We start from the raw sequence: 16,616 nt of genomic DNA on the forward strand, positions 1-16,616 counted from the left end.
TGCGCGATGGCGGGCCCGGGTCGGGTCCTGCGCGACGCGCCACAGCTTCCTTCACTACCGACCGCAAGATCCATGTACAAACTCGTTCTCATCCGCCACGGCGAATCGACGTGGAACAAGGAAAACCGCTTCACCGGCTGGGTCGACGTCGACCTGACCGAACAGGGTCGCAACGAGGCCTACCAGGCCGGCGAATTGCTCAAGGAGGCCGGCTACACGTTCGACATCGCGTATACGTCGGTGCTCAAGCGCGCGATCCGCACGCTGTGGCACGTGCAGGACAAGATGGACCTCATGTACCTGCCGGTCGTCCACTCGTGGCGCCTGAACGAGCGCCACTACGGCGCGCTGTCGGGCCTGAACAAGGCAGAAACGGCCGCGAAGTTCGGCGACGACCAGGTGCTCGTGTGGCGCCGCAGCTACGACACGCCGCCGCCCGCGCTCGAGCCGACCGACGAGCGCGCGCCGTTCAACGACCCGCGCTACGCGAAGGTGCCGCGCGAGCAGCTGCCGCTCACCGAGTGCCTGAAGGACACGGTCGCGCGCGTGCTGCCGCTGTGGAACGAGTCGATCGCCCCGGCGGTGCGCGCCGGCAAGCAGGTGCTGATCGCCGCACACGGCAACTCGCTGCGCGCGCTGATCAAGTACCTCGACGGCATCTCGGACAGCGACATCGTCGGCCTGAACATCCCGAACGGCGTGCCGCTCGTGTATGAACTCGACGAGAACCTGAAGCCGATCAAGCACTATTACCTCGGCGACCAGGACGCGATCGCGCAGGCGCAGGCCGCCGTCGCGAAGCAGGGCAAGGCGGGCTGACGCCCGTCGGCCGGGGCCGGGCGGCCCGCGTCCGGCGCGGCCCGCCCGGCCCCGGCCCAGCCCCTTGCCCTGCGCCCCGCGCGAACCTTCGCGGCGCCGGCGCTGTCGAATCCGCTTTCGAACCCGCGGCGCGCGCGGCGATGCCCGCCGGACCGGCTCCGGGCCCTTTTCGACGCTTTTCGCGCCGTTCCACTGAGTTATCGGACGAACAGTTATACTTGTCCGCTACATCATCCCCGCTACCGCCACGCGCTTCCCGACCGCACCAGATCTCTATGCGAATGAAATTGAAGAACATCGGCCTGATTGCCGCGGGCCTCGCCACGGGCGTGTTCGCCACGCTGCAGGTTTCCGCATCGGCCGAGCAGACCGCCACGGCGCCGCTTCCCCTCGACCAGCTCCGCCTGTTCGCGGAAGTCTTCGGACAGATCAAGCGCGAGTACGTCGAACCGGTCGACGACAAGAAGCTGCTGACGGCCGCGATCAAGGGCATGGTGTCGAGCCTCGACCCGCACTCGTCGTTCCTCGACAAGACCGACTATGACGAGCTGCAGGAGCAGACGAAGGGCCGCTTCGCGGGTCTCGGCATCGAGATCTCGCAGGAAGACGGCCTCGTCAAGGTGATCTCGCCGATCGAGGATACCCCCGCGTTCCGCGCCGGCATCCGTCCGGGCGACCTGATCACCCGCATCAACGACAAGCCGGTGCGCGGCATGACGCTCGACAAGGCCGTGAAGCAGATGCGCGGCGAGCCGGGCACCAAGGTCACGCTGACGATCTTCCGCAAGAGCGACGACCGCACGTTCCCGGTCACGGTCACGCGCGCGATCATCAAGGTCCAGAGCGTGAAGATGAAGATCCTCGATCCGGGCTATGCGTATGTCCGCATCACGAGCTTCCAGGAGCGCACGACGCCCGATCTCGCGCAGAAGCTGCAAGATATCGCACGCCAGCAGCCGAACCTGAAGGGCCTCGTCCTCGACCTGCGCAACAACGGCGGCGGCCTGCTGCAGAGCGCGGTCGGCGTGGCCGGCGCGTTCCTGCCGCCCGACTCCGTCGTCGTGTCGACCAACGGCCAGATCGCCGATTCGAAGCAGGTCTACCGCGATACGTATGACAACTACCGCCTGCCGTCCTTCGACGGCGATCCGCTGAAGAACCTGCCCCCGGTCTTCAAGACCGTGCCGATGATCGTGCTGACGAACGCCTATTCGGCGTCCGCGTCGGAAATCGTCGCCGGTGCGCTGCAGGATTCGAAGCGCGCGCAGATCATGGGCAAGACGACGTTCGGCAAGGGTTCGGTGCAGACGGTCCGCCCGATGACGGCCGACACCGCGCTGCGCCTGACCACCGCGTACTACTACACGCCGAGCGGCCGTTCGATCCAGAACAAGGGCATCACGCCGGACGTGCCGGTCGATCAGTACGCGGACGGCGATCCGGACGACGTGCTCGTGACGCGCGAGGTCGACTACACGAACCACCTCGCGAACACGCAGGATCCGAACGAGAAGAAGGAACAGGAAGACCGCGAGCAGCGCCGGATGGATCAGCTGCGCGTGCTTGAAGAGCAGAACGACAAGAAGACGCCGGAGCAGCGCCAGAAGGATCGCGATCGCAAGCCGATCGAGTTCGGCAGCGCCGACGACTTCATGATGCAGCAGGCGCTCAACAAGCTCGAAGGCAAGCCGGTCCAGGAATCGAAGTCGCTGCTCGCCGAAAGCACGAAGGGCCCGGCCGGCAAGGCCGCCACGGCCTCGAAGGCATCGGGCGCCAGCGCGAAGCCGGCTTCCGCACCGAAGCCCGCGTCGGCGCCGAAGTAAGCGCCGGCCGGCATCCGACGGGCCATCGCGGGAAGACCGCGATGGCCCGTTTTTCATGCGCGCCTAAAATAACGACACCTGTGCCGCCTCGCCACGACTCCCCATGAACGACGATCAACTCCTTCGCTACTCCCGTCACATCCTCGTCGACGAAATCGGCATCGAGGCGCAGCAGCGCTTTCTCGATGCGCATGCGATCGTCGTCGGCGCGGGGGGGCTCGGCTCGCCCGCCGCGATGTACCTCGCGGCATCGGGCGTCGGCACGATCACGCTCGTCGACGCCGATACGGTCGACCTCACGAACCTGCAGCGGCAGATCCTGCACGTGACGGCGTCGGTCGGCCGCCACAAGGTCGAATCGGGGCGCGACGCGCTCGCGCAGCTGAACCCCGAGGTGACCGTGCACGCGGTCGCGGAGCGTGTCGACGATGCGTGGCTCGATGCGCACGTGCCGCGCGCGAGCGTCGTGCTCGACTGCACCGACAACTTCGCGACGCGGCATGCGATCAACCGCGCGTGCGTCGCGCATGGCGTGCCGCTCGTATCGGGCGCCGCACTGCGCTTCGACGGGCAGATCAGCACGTTCGACTTCCGCGACCCGGCCGCGCCCTGCTATGCGTGCGTGTTTCCGGAAGACCAGCCATTCGAGGAAGTCGCGTGCGCGACGATGGGCGTGTTCGCGCCGACGGTCGGGATCATCGGCGCGATGCAGGCCGCCGAGGCGCTGCGCGTGATCGGCGACATCGGCAAGACGCTCAACGGGCGGCTGATGATGCTCGATTCGCTGCGGATGGAATGGACGACGATGAAAATCGCGCGCCAGGCCGACTGCCCCGTGTGCGGGAGCCGGCACTGACGCGCGACGGGCATGCGCCGGGCGGCGCATGCGTGGTGACACTTCGCTACGATTAGCGGCGACGCGGACGCCGACTACGCAGCCGCATCCGCGCGCGGCTCCGCAACCGACAGGCGCTGCAACGCGGCCTGCACTTCCTCCGGCTCGAACGCGGCGAGCACGTCGGCCGTCGGCTTTTCGAGCGCCTTCAGGTGCGCACGCAGGATCTCCTGCTTCACGACCAGCAACTGGCTCGGGTGCATCGAGAACTCGGTGAGCCCCATCCCGAGCAACAGGCGCGTGAGCGCCGGGTCCCCCGCCATTTCCCCGCACACCGACACGGACACGCCCGCGCGCTTCGCTTCGCGCAACGTATAGGCGATCAGGTGCAGCACCGCCGGATGCAGCGGGTCGTACAGGTGCGCGACCGCATTGTCCGCACGGTCGATCGCGAGCGTGTACTGGATCAGGTCGTTCGTGCCGATCGACAGGAAATCGAACCGCTTCAGGAACAGCGGTAGCGCGATCGCCGCGGCCGGAATCTCGATCATCGCGCCGATGCGCACGTTCGGGTCGTACGCGAGCCCCGCGTCGTCGAGCTGGCGCTTCGCCTCGCGGATCAGGTCGAGCGTCTGGTCGATCTCCTGCGCGTGCGCGAGCATCGGGATCAGGATCTTCACCTGGCCGAACGCGGACGCGCGCAGGATCGCGCGCAGCTGCGTGAGGAACATCTGCGGCTCGGACAGGCTCCAGCGGATCGCGCGCAGGCCGAGCGCGGGGTTCGGCGCCGTCTCGTAGCCTTCGTCGAGCGCCTCGAGCGGCTTGTCCGCGCCGACGTCGATCGTGCGGATCGTCACCGGCATGCCCTTCATCCACTCGACGGCCCGCTTGTACGCGGCGAACTGCTCCTCCTCTTCCGGCATCTCCTTCTGATGCATGAACAGGAACTCGGAACGGAACAGCCCGACGCCGACCGCGCCGGCCTCGACGGCCGCCTTCGCGTCGTCGGGCAGCTCGATGTTCGCGTACAGATCGATCTTGGTGCCGCACAACGTTTGCGTCGGCGAGAACTTCAGACGCTGCAGCTTGCGTTGCTCCAGCAGCTTCTCGGACTGCCGGTACGAATACTCCTCGAGGACGATCGGCGCCGGATCGACGATCACGATGCCCTGGTCGCCGTCGACGATGATCAGGTCGTCCTGGCGGATCAGCGCGCTCGCATGCTGCACGCCGACCGCGGCCGGAATGCCGAGGCTGCGCGCGACGATCGCCGTGTGCGACGTGCGCCCGCCGAGATCGGTGACGAATGCCTGGAACGACTGCGACTTGAACTGCATCATGTCGGCCGGCGCGATGTCGTGCGCGACGACGATCATCTCGTTCGTGCCGTTCTTGGCCGCGCGGTCGAGCGCCTGCGACGCGGACGGCGCGCCGGCGAGCGCCTTCAGCACACGCTCGACCACCTGCTCGATGTCGGCCTTGCGCTCGCGCAGGTATTCGTCCTCGATGTCGTCGAAGTGGCGCGTGAGCAGCTCGAGCTGCTCGGTCAGCGCCCACTCGACGTTGTAGCGGCGCGTGCGGATCAGGTCGATGGTTTCCTGAACGAGCATCTCGTCGCTCAGGATCATCGCGTGGACGTCGATGAATGCGCCGACTTCGCTCGGCGTGTCGTCGGTCAGGTCGGCGCGCAGCGCCTCGAGTTCGTAATGCACGACCTCGAGCGCGGTGCGGAAGCGCTCGACCTCCGCATCGATCTGGTTTGCCTCGACCAGGTAATGGGCGACGTCGAGCGCCGCCGGCGCGATCAGATACGCTCGCCCGATCGCGATACCACGTGAGACGGGAATGCCATGCAGCGTGAAGGACACGCGCACCTCCTCTGTACAAGTAAAGCCGCGGCACACTGCTGCGATGCGCTTATGACCCCGGTTAGCGATTATAAATTCCGCGACTCCCCGCTGACTGCATGCACCGCAGCATTGCGCATTCCGCATCAATGCTTGCGACGAAAAAAATGCCGCGAAATCCGCGGCATTCTGGCTGGAAACGGCAACGATCCCGCGTGAGGATCACTGGCCTTCGCCGAACTTGTCGGCGATCAGCTTCAGCAGCGCGTCCATCGCTTCCCGCTCGTCGGGCCCTTCGGTCTCGATCGTCACGGTGCTGCCGATGCCGGCCGCCAGCATCATCACGCCCATGATGCTCTTCGCGTTGATCTTGCGCCCGTTGCGCGTCATCCAGACTTCCGACTGGAAGTTGCCGGCCAGTTGCGTAAGCTTGGCCGATGCGCGCGCATGGAGCCCCAATTTGTTGACGATGGTGGTTTCTTGTTGAAGCATGATTCTCGGTCGGGTCGGTCGGGGCCGCCGGCGGCGCGCGCCGGCGGTGCGGTCTAAAACGGAAAACGGGAACTCAGTGCGACTCCGTGCGCGGCTGCGGTTCGGGCGGAATCGGCGCGCACTGGCCGCAGCCGGTTTCCGTCGGCGGCGGCGGCGTACCGGAGGACACCTCGTGGACGCCCTTCGCGCCGCCGGACAGCGCCTTGTCGACCAGCTTGTCGAGCGGCACGGTGCGGTAGCAGACGGCCCGCACGAGCATCGGCAGGTTCACGCCCGCGAGCACCCGCACGTTGTCGATCTTGGCCAGCTGGCCGGCGATGTTCGCGGGCGTCGCGCCGTACATGTCGGTCAGCACGACCACGCCGTTCTCTTCCTTGAGCCGTGCGAGCTCCGCGTGCGCGAACGCCATCACCTGGGTCGGATCGCTGTCCGCCATCACGTCGATACAGCCGATGCGGGCGGGCACGCCGCCATAGATGTGCGCGATGCAGTCCCGCAGCGCGGTGGCGAGCGGGGCGTGCGCGATGATCAGGATCCCGGCCATGTCAGATCGCTCCCGGCCGCCCCTGGCGGGCCGACACCCCGCGGCGGGGCAATGAGCGTAGCGAGTGAGGGAAACGTTCCATGTTCAGCCTTGCAACAGTTTCGGCCCGACCGCCGGGCCTATGGTGCGCGAGCGCGGCACCGGGCAAGCGGGCATTGTAGCAGGCCGGTCGAACTGCTCCGGCGACGGGGGACCTGCGCGGCCGCCGCCGGGGTTGCGCGGGAAAGCGGCCTAAACGGCCGCACGCTCCAGCGCGTCGATGAACATCGCGGCGACGTCGAAGCCCGTCTGCTCCATGATCTCGCGGAAGCACGTCGGACTCGTGACGTTCACCTCGGTCAGCCAGTCGCCGATCGCATCGAGGCCGACCAGCAGCAACCCGCGTGCCGCGAGCACCGGCCCGAGCGTGTCGGCGATCTCGCGATCGCGCGCGGTCAGCGGCTGCGCAACGCCGAGGCCGCCCGCCGCGAGATTGCCGCGCACCTCGCTGCCCTGCGGAATCCGGGCGAGCGAAAACGGCACCGGCTCGCCGCCGATCAGCAGGATGCGCTTGTCGCCGGCCTTGATCTCGGGGATGAATTTCTGCGCCATCACCGAACGCGTGCCGTCGTGGCTCAGCATCTCGATGATCGAACCGAGGTTCATGCCGTCCGGCTTCACGCGGAACACGCCCATCCCGCCCATCCCGTCGAGCGGCTTCAGGATCACGTCGCCGTGCTCGGCGTGGAATGCGCGCAGCCGTTTCGCGTCGCGCGTGACGAGCGTCGGCGCGACGAACTGCGGAAACTCGCCGATCGCGAGCTTCTCCGAATGATCGCGGATCGACTGCGCCTTGTTGAACACGCGTGCGCCGGCGCGCTCGGCCAGCTCCAGCAGCCAGGTCGACGTCACGTATTCCATGTCGAACGGCGGATCCTTGCGCATCAGCACCGCGCCGAACGATTCGAGGCGGCGCGCGTCGACCGGCCCGGCCTCGTACCACGTCTCGCGATGCAGGTCGTCCGGGTCGCCGACGAACGTGATGCGACGCACGTCGGCCTCGACGGCCGAGCCCGTCCATGCGAGATGGTTCGGCTCGCACGCGTACACCGCATGCCCGCGCCGCGCCGCCTCGGCCATCATCGCGTAGGTCGAATCCTTGTAGATCTTGAAGCGCTCGAGCGGGTCGGCGATAAAGAGAATGTCCATGAGGTCCTGTACGTGGCGAAGGTCCGTTACACCTGGATGGCTTCGGGATCGGTCTTTTCCAGTTCGATCGACGACGCGATCAGCGACAGCCGCGCGACGACGCCGTACATGTAGAAACGGTTCGGCGGCGCGGCACCCGGCTTCGCGCCCGCATCCGGCAGCGCGGTGTGCTCGAAGCCGAGCGGCACGTAGTGCATGCCGGGCGCGTTCAGGTTCTGGTCGCGCTCGCGGCCGGCGTGCGTGCGGTAGAAGCCGCCGACCACGTAGCGGTCGATCATGTACACGACGGGCTCCGCGACTTCGTCGCCGACGCGCTCGAACGTATAGACGCCTTCCTGCACGATCACGTCGCGCACCGCGAGGCCGGCCTTCGACTCGGCCATCTGCGCGCGTTCGGCCTTCGACATCCGGCCGATCTCGGCCGCGTCGTGCACGGTCATCACGCCGCGCCCCGCCGTGCCCGCGTCGGCCTTCACGACGACGTACGGCTTCTCGCTGATCCCGTATTCGCGGTACTTGCGCGCGATCTTCTTCAGCACGCCGTCGATCGCGTCGGCGAGCGCCTGCTCGCCTTCATGCGCCTGCCAGTCGACGCCTTCCACGTGTGCGAAATACGGATTCACCATCCACGGATCGACGCCGACCATCTTCGCGAACTTCTTCGCGACGTCGTCGTAGCACGAGAAGTGCGTCGACTTGCGGCGCACGGCCCAGCCCGCGTGCAGCGGCGGCAGCAGGTACTGCTCGTGCAGGTTTTCCAGCACGGCCGGGATGCCGGCCGACAGGTCGTTGTTCAGCAGGATCGAGCACGGATCGAAATTCTTCAGGCCGAGGCGGCGCTGCGAACGCTCGAGCGGTTCGAGCACGATCTTCTGGCCGTCGGCCAGCGTGATCGGCGTCATGTCGGTGATGCTCGGGTCGAGCGAACCGAAGCGCACGTTCAGGCCGGCCTGGCGCATGATCGTCGCGAGCCGTGCGACGTTTTCGAGGTAGAACGCGTTGCGGGTCGGCAGCTCGGGAATCACGAGCAGGTTCTTCGCGTCCGGGCAGATCTTCTCGATCGCGGCCATCGCCGCCTGCACGGCGAGCGGCAGCACTTCGGACGGCAGATTGTTGAATGCGCCGGGAAACAGGTTCGCGTCGACGGGCGCCAGCTTGAAGCCGGCATTGCGCAGGTCCACCGAACAATAGAACGGCGGGGTATGTTCCTGCCATTCGAGCCTGAACCAGCGTTCGATCGCAGGCGTCGCGTCGAGGATCTTCTGCTCGAGTTCGAGCAGCGGACCGTTCAACGCCGTAACGAGGTGGGGAACCATGAATCACTCGCGAGCGGGAGAATGAAGATTGTAGAGCAATTGCCCTGCCCATTTGGGGATTGTTCCCGGCTTCGCAAGGGTTTGGAGGAAGTTTTCGGCTATTGACCCGATAGAGTGAAGGGTTATCCGCTACGGCAGTGGATGGCAGGAGAAAAAAAGCCCGCCGGGTGGGCGGGCCGAAGTCGCTGCGCTCATTCGGAGCGGGCGCCGTCGTCGCGGCGGCCCGCCGTTGATTCGTGAGACTTATTCCACGTGCTCGCCATGCAGGATCACGTCGAGACCTTCGCGCTCTTCCTCTTCGGTCACGCGCAGGCCGATCGTCAGGTCGATCAGCTTCAGCAGCACGAAGCTCAGCACGCCGCTGTAGACCAGCGTGATCAGCACGCCCTTGGCCTGCAGCAGCAGGCTGCCGTCGGCGCCGCCGATGTCCTTGACCGCGAACACGCCGGTCAGCAATGCGCCGAGAATCCCGCCGATGCCGTGCACGCCGAACGCGTCGAGCGAATCGTCGTAGCCGAGCTTCGACTTGAGCCACGTCGCCGACCAGAAGCACACGACGCCGGCCGCGATGCCGATCACGAGGGCACCCGTCACGCCGACGAAGCCGGCCGCCGGCGTGATCGCCACGAGACCCGCGACCGCGCCCGACACGATGCCGAGCACCGACGGCTTGCCCTTGGCGATCCACTCGGCGAACATCCAGCCGAGCGCCGCGCAGGCCGTCGCGACTTGCGTCGTCAGCATCGCGAAGCCGGCACGGCCGTCGGCCGCGACCGCCGAGCCCGCGTTGAAACCGAACCAGCCGACCCACAGCATCGAGCCGCCGATCATCGTCAGCACGAGGTTGTGCGGCGCCATCGATTCACGGCCGAAGCCGATCCGCTTGCCGAGCACCAGGCACGACACGAGGCCCGCGATACCGGCGTTGATGTGCACCACCGTGCCGCCCGCGAAGTCGAGCACGCCGTCGGCCGACAGCCAGCCGGTCGGCTCCCACACCATGTGCGCGATCGGCACATAGACGATCAGCGACCAGAGCGTCATGAACACGAGCATCGCCGAGAACTTCATCCGGTCGGCGAACGCGCCGCAGATCAGCGCCGGCGTGATGATCGCGAACGTCATCTGGTAGACGAAGTAGACCGATTCCGGAATCGTCGTCGCGAGATGGCTGACGGTCAGCGTGGTCGCCTTGTCGCCCTTGATGTAGTTCATCCCGTGCAGGAACACGCGCGACAGGCCGCCGATGAAGCCGTTGCCCGGCGTGAACGCGAGGCTGTAGCCGACCACCGTCCACAGCACCGTGATCACCGCGGTGATCGCGAAGCTCTGCATCACGGTCGCGAGCACGTTCTTCTTGCGGACCATGCCGGCGTAGAACAGCGCGAGGCCGGGGATCGTCATGAACAGCACGAGCGCGGTGGAGGTCAGCATCCACGCGGTGTCGCCCGCGCTGATCTTCGACGAATCAACCGAGAACGGCGCGGTCGGCGCGGCGGGAGCGGCCGGTGCCGAAGCGGCGGCAGCAGCCGACGCATCGGTGGCGCCCGAGGCCGGTGCGGCGGCAGCGGCCGGGGCGGATGCGTCGGTGGCCGCCGGTGCCGAAGCGGCCGGAGCGGCGGCAGCCGACGCGTCGGAAGCCGTTGCGGCGGGCGCGGACGCAGCCGCGGCGGACGCCGCGTCGTCGGCGAGCGCGGGGCCGACGCCGGCCGCGATCAGCGAGCCGGCCATCAGCAGGGACATCAGAAGTTTGCGCATCTTGGGTTTCCTCTTGTCGCTTGTCTTGTCTGTTCTGTTACAGCGCGTCAGCGCCCGTCTCCCCGGTGCGAATCCGGATCACTTGTTCGATCGACGTGACGAAGATCTTGCCGTCGCCGATCTTGCCGGTGCGCGCGGCCCGCTCGATCGCCTCGACCGCCTGGTCGACGAGATCGTCGGACACGGCTGCCTCGATCTTCATCTTCGGCAGGAAATCGACCACGTATTCGGCGCCGCGGTACAGCTCGGTGTGCCCCTTCTGCCGACCGAACCCTTTCACCTCCGTCACCGTGATGCCCGAGACGCCAAGCGCCGACAGCGCTTCGCGCGTCTCATCGAGCTTGAACGGCTTGATGATTGCGGTAATGAGTTTCATGAAGTCCTCTCGCTGGGTTGTCCCGTCGAATTGGTTGGAATGTTGTAACGGACTCTTCTCAGCAACTCGCATGCCAAGTCGGTTCGAGCACCGTTTCAAAGGGCTTCACCAAGGGGTCGCATCGCGTGATGTAAGGTGCGGAAGCCCGGCCGAATGGCCAACGTGGCCCGGTTTGCTGGCGCAGCGAAAGGATCGTTGCTAGAGTGCACGCACGTCCCGGATCGCCGGGGCATTCACCCATGCGGGCGCCATGCCCGGAATTCGCGCTCCGGGCGCACCATTTCCGGTCATGCGTGCATCATGGGCACGTACGCAACTGAAGATGCACATTTTTTGTGCAAGGAAGGGGAATCACATGAAGCAACCCAGCGACGTTTTCAACGATCTGCAGTCGCGCGTCAGCGATCTGCTGAAAAACTCGCCGGCCAAGGACGTCGAGCGCAACGTGAAGGCCATGCTGTCGCAAGGCTTCTCGAAACTCGATCTCGTCACGCGCGAGGAATTCGACACGCAGGCGCAAGTGCTCGCCCGCACCCGCGTGCGCCTCGAGGAACTCGAGAAACGCGTCGCGGAACTCGAGCAGAAGCTCGCCGCGCCGCAAGCCTGACGCCCTGCCCGGCCGCAAGGTCCGGGCGCGGGCCGCCTCGTGCGGCCCGCGCCCGCCGCCTCAAGCACTGAAGCACTGAAGCACTGAAGCACTGAAGTCACCGTACCGCTATTCGTCGTCCGTCGTTCTCCGCAGCACCCCGCTCTTCGCTGTTCATCGCTCTTCGCAGTCCGTCGTTCCGCTGTTCCTCGTTCTTTCCCCGCGCCACGCCGGCAAGCGCGCACCGATTCCTCCGATTCCCGCGGCATGCGGCCTCGAACGGCCGTCGTCCGTCCGCCTTGTTTACAGGAGCCTCGCCATGTCGCTCGCCGTGGTGCGCAGTCGCGCGCCCGCCTCCGGCCGTGCGCCGGACGTCACCGTCGAAGTCCATCTCGCCAACGGCTTGCCGTCGTTCTCGATCGTCGGCCTGCCCGATCTCGAAGTCCGCGAAAGCCGCGAGCGGGTGCGCGCCGCGCTGCAGAACTGCGGCTTCGAATTCCCCGTGCGCCGCATCACCGTCAACCTCGCGCCGGCCGACCTGCCGAAGGAGTCGGGACGGTTCGACCTGCCGATCGCGCTCGGCATCCTCGCCGCGAACGGCCAGATCCCGGCCGACGCGCTGGCCGGCCGCGAATTCGCGGGTGAACTGTCGCTGACCGGCGCGCTGCGGCCGATGCGCGGCGCGTTCGCGATGGCGTGCGGCGTCGCGCGGGATGGGCAGTCAGCGGAAAGTGGCGCGGCTTCCGGCCTGGGTTCCGGTACGCTGTCCGGTTCAGGCAACGGTGGCCAAGGGGCCGGCCCGGCGCCGCGCTCCACCGCCGCGTCGAACACCCCCGAGCTGTACCTGCCGCTCGCCAGCGCCGCCGAGGCCGCGCTCGTGCCGGGCGTCACCGTGTTCGGCGCGCCGGACCTGCCCGCGCTGTGCGCGCACCTCACCGGCGCACCCGACGGGCGGCTCGCCCCGGTCGCGGCGCCCTGCCTCGACGGCCTGCCGACGCCGGCCGCCCCCGATCTCGCCGACGTGGTCGGCCAGCGCGGCGCCCGCCGTGCGCTGGAAGTCGCGGCCGCGGGCGGCCATCACATGCTAATGGTCGGGCCGCCGGGGGCCGGCAAGTCGATGCTGGCCGCCCGGCTGCCGGGCCTCCTGCCGCCGCTGACCGACGACGAGGCGCTGACGTCGGCAGCGCTCCTCTCCGCGAGCCGACTCGGCTTCTCGCCCGCGCAGTGGCGCCGGCGGCCGTTCCGCGCGCCGCATCACTCGTCGAGCGCCGCCGCGCTGGTCGGCGGCCGCAACCCGCCGCAACCGGGCGAGATCACGCTCGCGCACCTCGGCGTGCTGTTCCTCGACGAACTCCCGGAATTCGACCGGCACGTGCTCGAGATGCTGCGCGAGCCGCTGGAGGCCGGCCGCATCACGATTTCACGCGCGGCCCAGCAAGCCGACTTCCCGGCCGCGTGCCAGCTGATCGCCGCGATGAATCCGTGCCCGTGCGGCTGGCACGGCGATCCGTCGGGGCGCTGCCGCTGCTCGCCGGACGTCGCCGCGCGCTACCTGCGCAAGCTGTCGGGGCCGCTCGTCGACCGCATCGACATCCAGATCGACCTGCCCGCGCTGTCGCCGGCCGAGCTGGCGACGCGGGCGTCGGCGCCCGGCGAGCCGAGTGCCGCGGTCGCCGCGCGGGTCGCGCAGGCGCGTGCGCTGCAACTCGTTCGGCAGGGCAAGACGAACCACATGCTGAGCGGCCGCGAGACCGACGACCTGTGCCGGCCGACCGACGAAGGCGAACGGCTGCTGCGCGAGGCCGGCGAGCGCTTCGGCTGGTCGGCGCGCGCGTATTTCCGCGTGCTGAAGGTCGCGCGGACGATCGCCGACCTGGCCGGCGACCCGCTGCCGACGGCCGCGCAGATCGCCGAAGCGATCCGCTACCGGCGCGCACTGACGGCGCTCTGAACGCCCTCGGAGGACAAAATCCGGCTGTCAAGACTTGACTTATGCACAATTCCACGAATCCGGCCCCGGATCAGGGCTCGGCGAGACCTTTGCGGCACGGAATCCGTATCCCATTGTTTTAATTGACTTTTATCAAAACGCGAGCGAGCGGCCAAACGGGCCGGAAGGCCGTCCCGCGCGGCTTGGCGGGAAATCCGGGCAACTTTTCAACAAAGTTATCCACATGCGCTGTGGATAGCCGAAAAAACCTCGCAAAATCCGGCGACTAGCGTCGAAAGCTGCGAATGAACTTTCAGTTGTCACAGAGTGTCTGAGCGCCCTCTCCGGCCGCCGTCAGTCGAGTTTGAACGACCCGAAAAACTGGTCGAGCTGCTCCTGCGTGAGCGGGCCGTCGGCGATCACGACGGCCTGGTACGCGTGCCGGCCGCGCGCGACGAGTCGCGCCACGATCGTCTTGTGCGCGCGATCGCCGCCGGCGGCCGCGCCCGCGACGCGCAGCTCGAGCCCGTTCACCGCGCCGCCGGCCGCGAGCGGCACGGGCACGGAAGCCGTCTGCGGCGCGCCTTCGAGGTTGCGGGACAACCCGGCACGCAGGAACTCGAGCGCCGCGCGGCGCGTGTCGTCGCGGTCGTCCGGCAGCGTCAGCGTGCCGACCGCGAACACCGCGCCGTCGACGTGCGCGGCCTGCATCCGCATCGGCATCGACGCGCCGCCGATCGCCACCGGCTGCTCCTCGACGGTCGGCTTCGCCGGCAGGTCGATCGTGTAGCCGGCGTCGTTGTGCAGCGTGCGCCAGTCGTACGACGGCGAGCACGCGGCCAGCACCGCGCTCATGCACGCAAGCGCGGCGAAGTGTCGCAGCGGACGAAAAAGGGGGTGCAACGAAACGGTGACTTCCTTCGGCATGGCGTGGATCGGGCAGGCAAAACGGGCATTATCCGCTGAACGTGACATCCGGGATGCGTGGCCGCCGTCGGTGCGCAAGCCGCATTCGCGCTAAAATGAGCGCCGAATTTCGATGTCCTTTGCATTGATCCGCGTCATCGACCGACTCCGAGAGCACCAGATGAACACCACGCCTCCCGTCCGGCGCAGCGCCGGCCCCGTCCGCTACATCGTCGCCGCCGCTGTCGTCGCGGCGATCGCCGTCGCCGGCTTCTTCGCGTTCAACGGCAAGTCCAGCGTGCCGGACGCCACGTTCACGCTGCTGTCGGGCCAGAAGGTCTCGACTGCAGGCGACCTGAAAGGCAAGGTCTATCTCGTGAACTTCTGGGCGACGAGCTGCGCAACCTGCATGCAGGAAATGCCGCAGATGGTCGATACCTACAATCGCTTCAAGGGTCAGGGTCTGGAATTCGTCGCGGTCGCGATGAACTACGATCCGCCGATGTACGTCGCGAACTACGCGCAAACGCGCCAGCTGCCGTTCAAGGTCGCGCTCGACGACGGCAGCGTCGCGAAGCAGTTCGGCAACGTGCAGCTCACGCCGACGACTTTCGTCGTCGACAAGGACGGCAAGATCCTGAAGCGCTACGTCGGCGCACCGCAGTTCGCGGAACTCGACGCGCTGCTCAAGAAGGCACTCGACGGCAACGCGGCCTGAGCGCCGCCCGATCCGGCTCGAAGGGCCGCGCACCGCGCCCTTCCCCGCACCACGGACCGCACGACCGGGCAAGCCGGTTCCGCGGTCCGTTTGCTTTTCAGCGCTCGGTTTCGCCTTTCGCCGACAGCCCGTAGCGCTTCATCTTCTCGTACAACGTCGCCTTGCCGACATGCAGCCGGTCGGCCGTCGCGGCGACCGCGCCGCCCGTCTGGTTCAGCGCCTCGGCGATCACCGCGCGCTCGAATTGCTCGATGCGCTCCTTCAGCGTCTGCTCGCTGTCGGCGTCGTCGCCGCTCGCGCCCGTCTCCTGCGGCATGTCGGCCACGCCGAGCACGAAGCGGTCGGCCGCGTTGCGCAGCTCGCGCACGTTGCCGGGCCAGTCGCGCTGCATCAGGCTCGCGCGCTGCCGGTCGGTCAGCACCGGCGCGGGCCGCGCGTAGCGCACGGCCGCATCGAGCATGAAGTGCTCGAACAGCGGCACGATGTCCTCGCGGCGCTCGGCCAGCGGCGGCAGCGCGATCGTCACGACGTTGAGGCGGTACAGCAGGTCGCGCCGGAACGTGCCGGCCGCGACGAGCTCGCTCATGTCGCCCTTCGCGGCCGCCACCACGCGGCAGTTCACGCGGATCGGCTGGTTCGAGCCGAGCCGCTCCAGCACGCCGTCCTGAAGCACGCGCAGCAGCTTCACCTGCAGCGCGAGCGGCATGCTCTCGATTTCGTCGAGGAACAGCGTGCCGCCCGACGCATATTCGAGCTTGCCGACGCGGCGCTTCGCGGCGCCGGTGAACGCGCCGGGCTCGTAGCCGAACATCTCCGACTCGAACATCGGCTCGGGCAGCGCGCCGCAATTCACCGCGATGAACGGCTTGTCGCGGCGCGGCGACAGCTCGTGCAGGCTGCGCGCGATCAGCTCCTTGCCGGCGCCGGTGTCGCCGTTGATCAGCACCGACGCATCGGTGGGCGCGACGTTCGCGATCAGCTTGCGCACCTGCTCGATCGCGGGGCTGCGGCCAATGATGCGCGGCGCGACGACGTTCTGCCCGGCCAGCTCGCGCCGCAGCGCGTGGTTCTCGAGCACGAGCTCGCGGCGCTCGAGCGCGCGGCGCACCGTCTCGATCAGGCGCTCGGCCGCGAACGGTTTTTCGATGAAATCGTATGCGCCGTCGCGCATCGCCTGCACGGCCATCGAGATGTCGCCGTGCCCCGTGACGAGGATCACGGGCACGTCGGGCACGCGCTCGCGGCACTGCGCAAGCACGTCGAGCCCGCTCGCGCCGGGCAGCCGGATGTCGCTGACGATCGCGCCGGCGTTATCCGCGACGATCGCCTTCTCGGCCGCCTCGGCCGACTCGAAGCCGGCGACGTCGAACCCCGCCAGCTGAAGGCTCTGCACGCTGGCCCGGCGAACGAGCGCATCGTCTTCGATATAGATCACTTGCAGCCGGTTGGCCATCGTACTCACTTGCTCCTGACGGGCC

At 67.7% G+C, this 16,616-nt stretch carries 15 protein-coding genes; 6 read left to right on the top strand and 9 right to left on the bottom strand.

All coding sequences use genetic code 11. The features are described from left to right. The first annotated feature begins 72 nt into the window (after positions 1-72). From gpmA to CFB40_RS15605, 3 genes are all read left to right on the top strand, one after another. The gene (gene gpmA / locus CFB40_RS15595; RefSeq protein WP_027789056.1) at positions 73-819 is read left to right on the top strand and encodes a 2,3-diphosphoglycerate-dependent phosphoglycerate mutase; all 747 of its coding nucleotides are present in this window, start codon (positions 73-75) and stop codon (positions 817-819) included. Positions 820-1,094: 275 nt separating this feature from the next. Then, positions 1,095-2,642 (top strand): S41 family peptidase, encoded by a 1,548-nt coding sequence (locus tag CFB40_RS15600; RefSeq protein WP_039346234.1) that lies wholly within the window; start codon positions 1,095-1,097, stop codon positions 2,640-2,642. 103 nt (positions 2,643-2,745) lie between these two features. After that, positions 2,746-3,498, top strand: a complete 753-nt coding sequence (locus tag CFB40_RS15605; protein ID WP_089426396.1) for a HesA/MoeB/ThiF family protein — start codon at positions 2,746-2,748, stop codon at positions 3,496-3,498. Positions 3,499-3,572: 74 nt separating this feature from the next. Here the strand turns inward: CFB40_RS15605 and ptsP are convergent, their stop codons facing one another. From ptsP to CFB40_RS15640, 7 genes are all read right to left on the bottom strand, one after another. Next, positions 3,573-5,345: a phosphoenolpyruvate--protein phosphotransferase gene (ptsP, locus tag CFB40_RS15610; protein ID WP_089426660.1), complete on the bottom strand. Its 1,773-nt coding sequence runs from the start codon at positions 5,343-5,345 to the stop codon at positions 3,573-3,575. A 201-nt stretch (positions 5,346-5,546) separates the two neighbouring features. Next, complete coding sequence (locus CFB40_RS15615) at positions 5,547-5,816, bottom strand: HPr family phosphocarrier protein (RefSeq protein ID WP_006477716.1); 270 nt, start codon at positions 5,814-5,816, stop codon at positions 5,547-5,549. A 73-nt stretch (positions 5,817-5,889) separates the two neighbouring features. Then, the gene (locus CFB40_RS15620; RefSeq protein WP_089426398.1) at positions 5,890-6,360 is read right to left on the bottom strand and encodes a PTS sugar transporter subunit IIA; all 471 of its coding nucleotides are present in this window, start codon (positions 6,358-6,360) and stop codon (positions 5,890-5,892) included. Positions 6,361-6,591: 231 nt separating this feature from the next. Next, complete coding sequence (gene gshB, locus CFB40_RS15625) at positions 6,592-7,548, bottom strand: glutathione synthase (RefSeq protein WP_089426399.1); 957 nt, start codon at positions 7,546-7,548, stop codon at positions 6,592-6,594. A 26-nt stretch (positions 7,549-7,574) separates the two neighbouring features. Then, a complete protein-coding gene (gene gshA, locus CFB40_RS15630; RefSeq protein ID WP_011353295.1) occupies positions 7,575-8,864 on the bottom strand; it encodes a glutamate--cysteine ligase in 1,290 nt (429 codons plus the stop codon). 243 nt (positions 8,865-9,107) lie between these two features. Continuing rightward, positions 9,108-10,622 (bottom strand): ammonium transporter, encoded by a 1,515-nt coding sequence (locus CFB40_RS15635; protein ID WP_089426400.1) that lies wholly within the window; start codon positions 10,620-10,622, stop codon positions 9,108-9,110. Between the two features lie 37 nt (positions 10,623-10,659). Continuing rightward, entirely contained in the window at positions 10,660-10,998 is a 339-nt protein-coding gene (locus tag CFB40_RS15640; protein WP_004198020.1) for a P-II family nitrogen regulator, read from the bottom strand. A 355-nt stretch (positions 10,999-11,353) separates the two neighbouring features. Between CFB40_RS15640 and CFB40_RS15645 the strand changes: the two genes are divergently transcribed. Continuing rightward, positions 11,354-11,605, top strand: a complete 252-nt coding sequence (locus CFB40_RS15645; RefSeq protein ID WP_006489451.1) for an accessory factor UbiK family protein — start codon at positions 11,354-11,356, stop codon at positions 11,603-11,605. Between the two features lie 298 nt (positions 11,606-11,903). Next, the gene (locus tag CFB40_RS15650) at positions 11,904-13,535 is read left to right on the top strand and encodes a YifB family Mg chelatase-like AAA ATPase (protein ID WP_089431719.1); all 1,632 of its coding nucleotides are present in this window, start codon (positions 11,904-11,906) and stop codon (positions 13,533-13,535) included. Positions 13,536-13,868: 333 nt separating this feature from the next. Here CFB40_RS15650 and CFB40_RS15660 read toward each other — a convergent pair whose 3' ends face one another. Beyond that, positions 13,869-14,441: a hypothetical protein gene (locus tag CFB40_RS15660; RefSeq protein ID WP_089426403.1), complete on the bottom strand. Its 573-nt coding sequence runs from the start codon at positions 14,439-14,441 to the stop codon at positions 13,869-13,871. Between the two features lie 160 nt (positions 14,442-14,601). On the opposite strand from CFB40_RS15660, the gene CFB40_RS15665 reads away from it, so the two are divergent. Beyond that, entirely contained in the window at positions 14,602-15,138 is a 537-nt protein-coding gene (locus CFB40_RS15665; RefSeq protein ID WP_089426404.1) for a peroxiredoxin family protein, read from the top strand. 97 nt (positions 15,139-15,235) lie between these two features. Here the strand turns inward: CFB40_RS15665 and CFB40_RS15670 are convergent, their stop codons facing one another. Further along, positions 15,236-16,591, bottom strand: a complete 1,356-nt coding sequence (locus CFB40_RS15670) for a sigma-54-dependent transcriptional regulator (protein WP_089426405.1) — start codon at positions 16,589-16,591, stop codon at positions 15,236-15,238. Positions 16,592-16,616 lie beyond the last annotated feature (25 nt).

It is taken from the genome of Burkholderia sp. AU31652 (genome assembly GCF_002223155.1).
Classification (GTDB): Bacteria; Pseudomonadota; Gammaproteobacteria; order Burkholderiales; family Burkholderiaceae; genus Burkholderia.

Bases quoted from the DNA above. Each gene is read 5' to 3' on its own strand.
- CFB40_RS15660 (WP_089426403.1), bottom strand. From the start codon at position 14,441: ATGCCGAAGGAAGTCACCGTTTCGTTGCACCCCCTTTTTCGTCCGCTG.
- CFB40_RS15620 (WP_089426398.1), bottom strand. From the start codon at position 6,360: ATGGCCGGGATCCTGATCATCGCGCACGCCCCGCTCGCCACCGCGCTG.
- CFB40_RS15645 (WP_006489451.1), top strand. From the start codon at position 11,354: ATGAAGCAACCCAGCGACGTTTTCAACGATCTGCAGTCGCGCGTCAGC.
- CFB40_RS15605 (WP_089426396.1), top strand. From the start codon at position 2,746: ATGAACGACGATCAACTCCTTCGCTACTCCCGTCACATCCTCGTCGAC.
- CFB40_RS15670 (WP_089426405.1), bottom strand. From the start codon at position 16,591: ATGGCCAACCGGCTGCAAGTGATCTATATCGAAGACGATGCGCTCGTT.
- CFB40_RS15635 (WP_089426400.1), bottom strand. From the start codon at position 10,622: ATGCGCAAACTTCTGATGTCCCTGCTGATGGCCGGCTCGCTGATCGCG.
- gpmA (WP_027789056.1), top strand. From the start codon at position 73: ATGTACAAACTCGTTCTCATCCGCCACGGCGAATCGACGTGGAACAAG.
- gshB (WP_089426399.1), bottom strand. From the start codon at position 7,548: ATGGACATTCTCTTTATCGCCGACCCGCTCGAGCGCTTCAAGATCTAC.
- gshA (WP_011353295.1), bottom strand. From the start codon at position 8,864: ATGGTTCCCCACCTCGTTACGGCGTTGAACGGTCCGCTGCTCGAACTC.
- CFB40_RS15665 (WP_089426404.1), top strand. From the start codon at position 14,602: ATGAACACCACGCCTCCCGTCCGGCGCAGCGCCGGCCCCGTCCGCTAC.
- CFB40_RS15650 (WP_089431719.1), top strand. From the start codon at position 11,904: ATGTCGCTCGCCGTGGTGCGCAGTCGCGCGCCCGCCTCCGGCCGTGCG.
- CFB40_RS15600 (WP_039346234.1), top strand. From the start codon at position 1,095: ATGCGAATGAAATTGAAGAACATCGGCCTGATTGCCGCGGGCCTCGCC.
- CFB40_RS15640 (WP_004198020.1), bottom strand. From the start codon at position 10,998: ATGAAACTCATTACCGCAATCATCAAGCCGTTCAAGCTCGATGAGACG.
- CFB40_RS15615 (WP_006477716.1), bottom strand. From the start codon at position 5,816: ATGCTTCAACAAGAAACCACCATCGTCAACAAATTGGGGCTCCATGCG.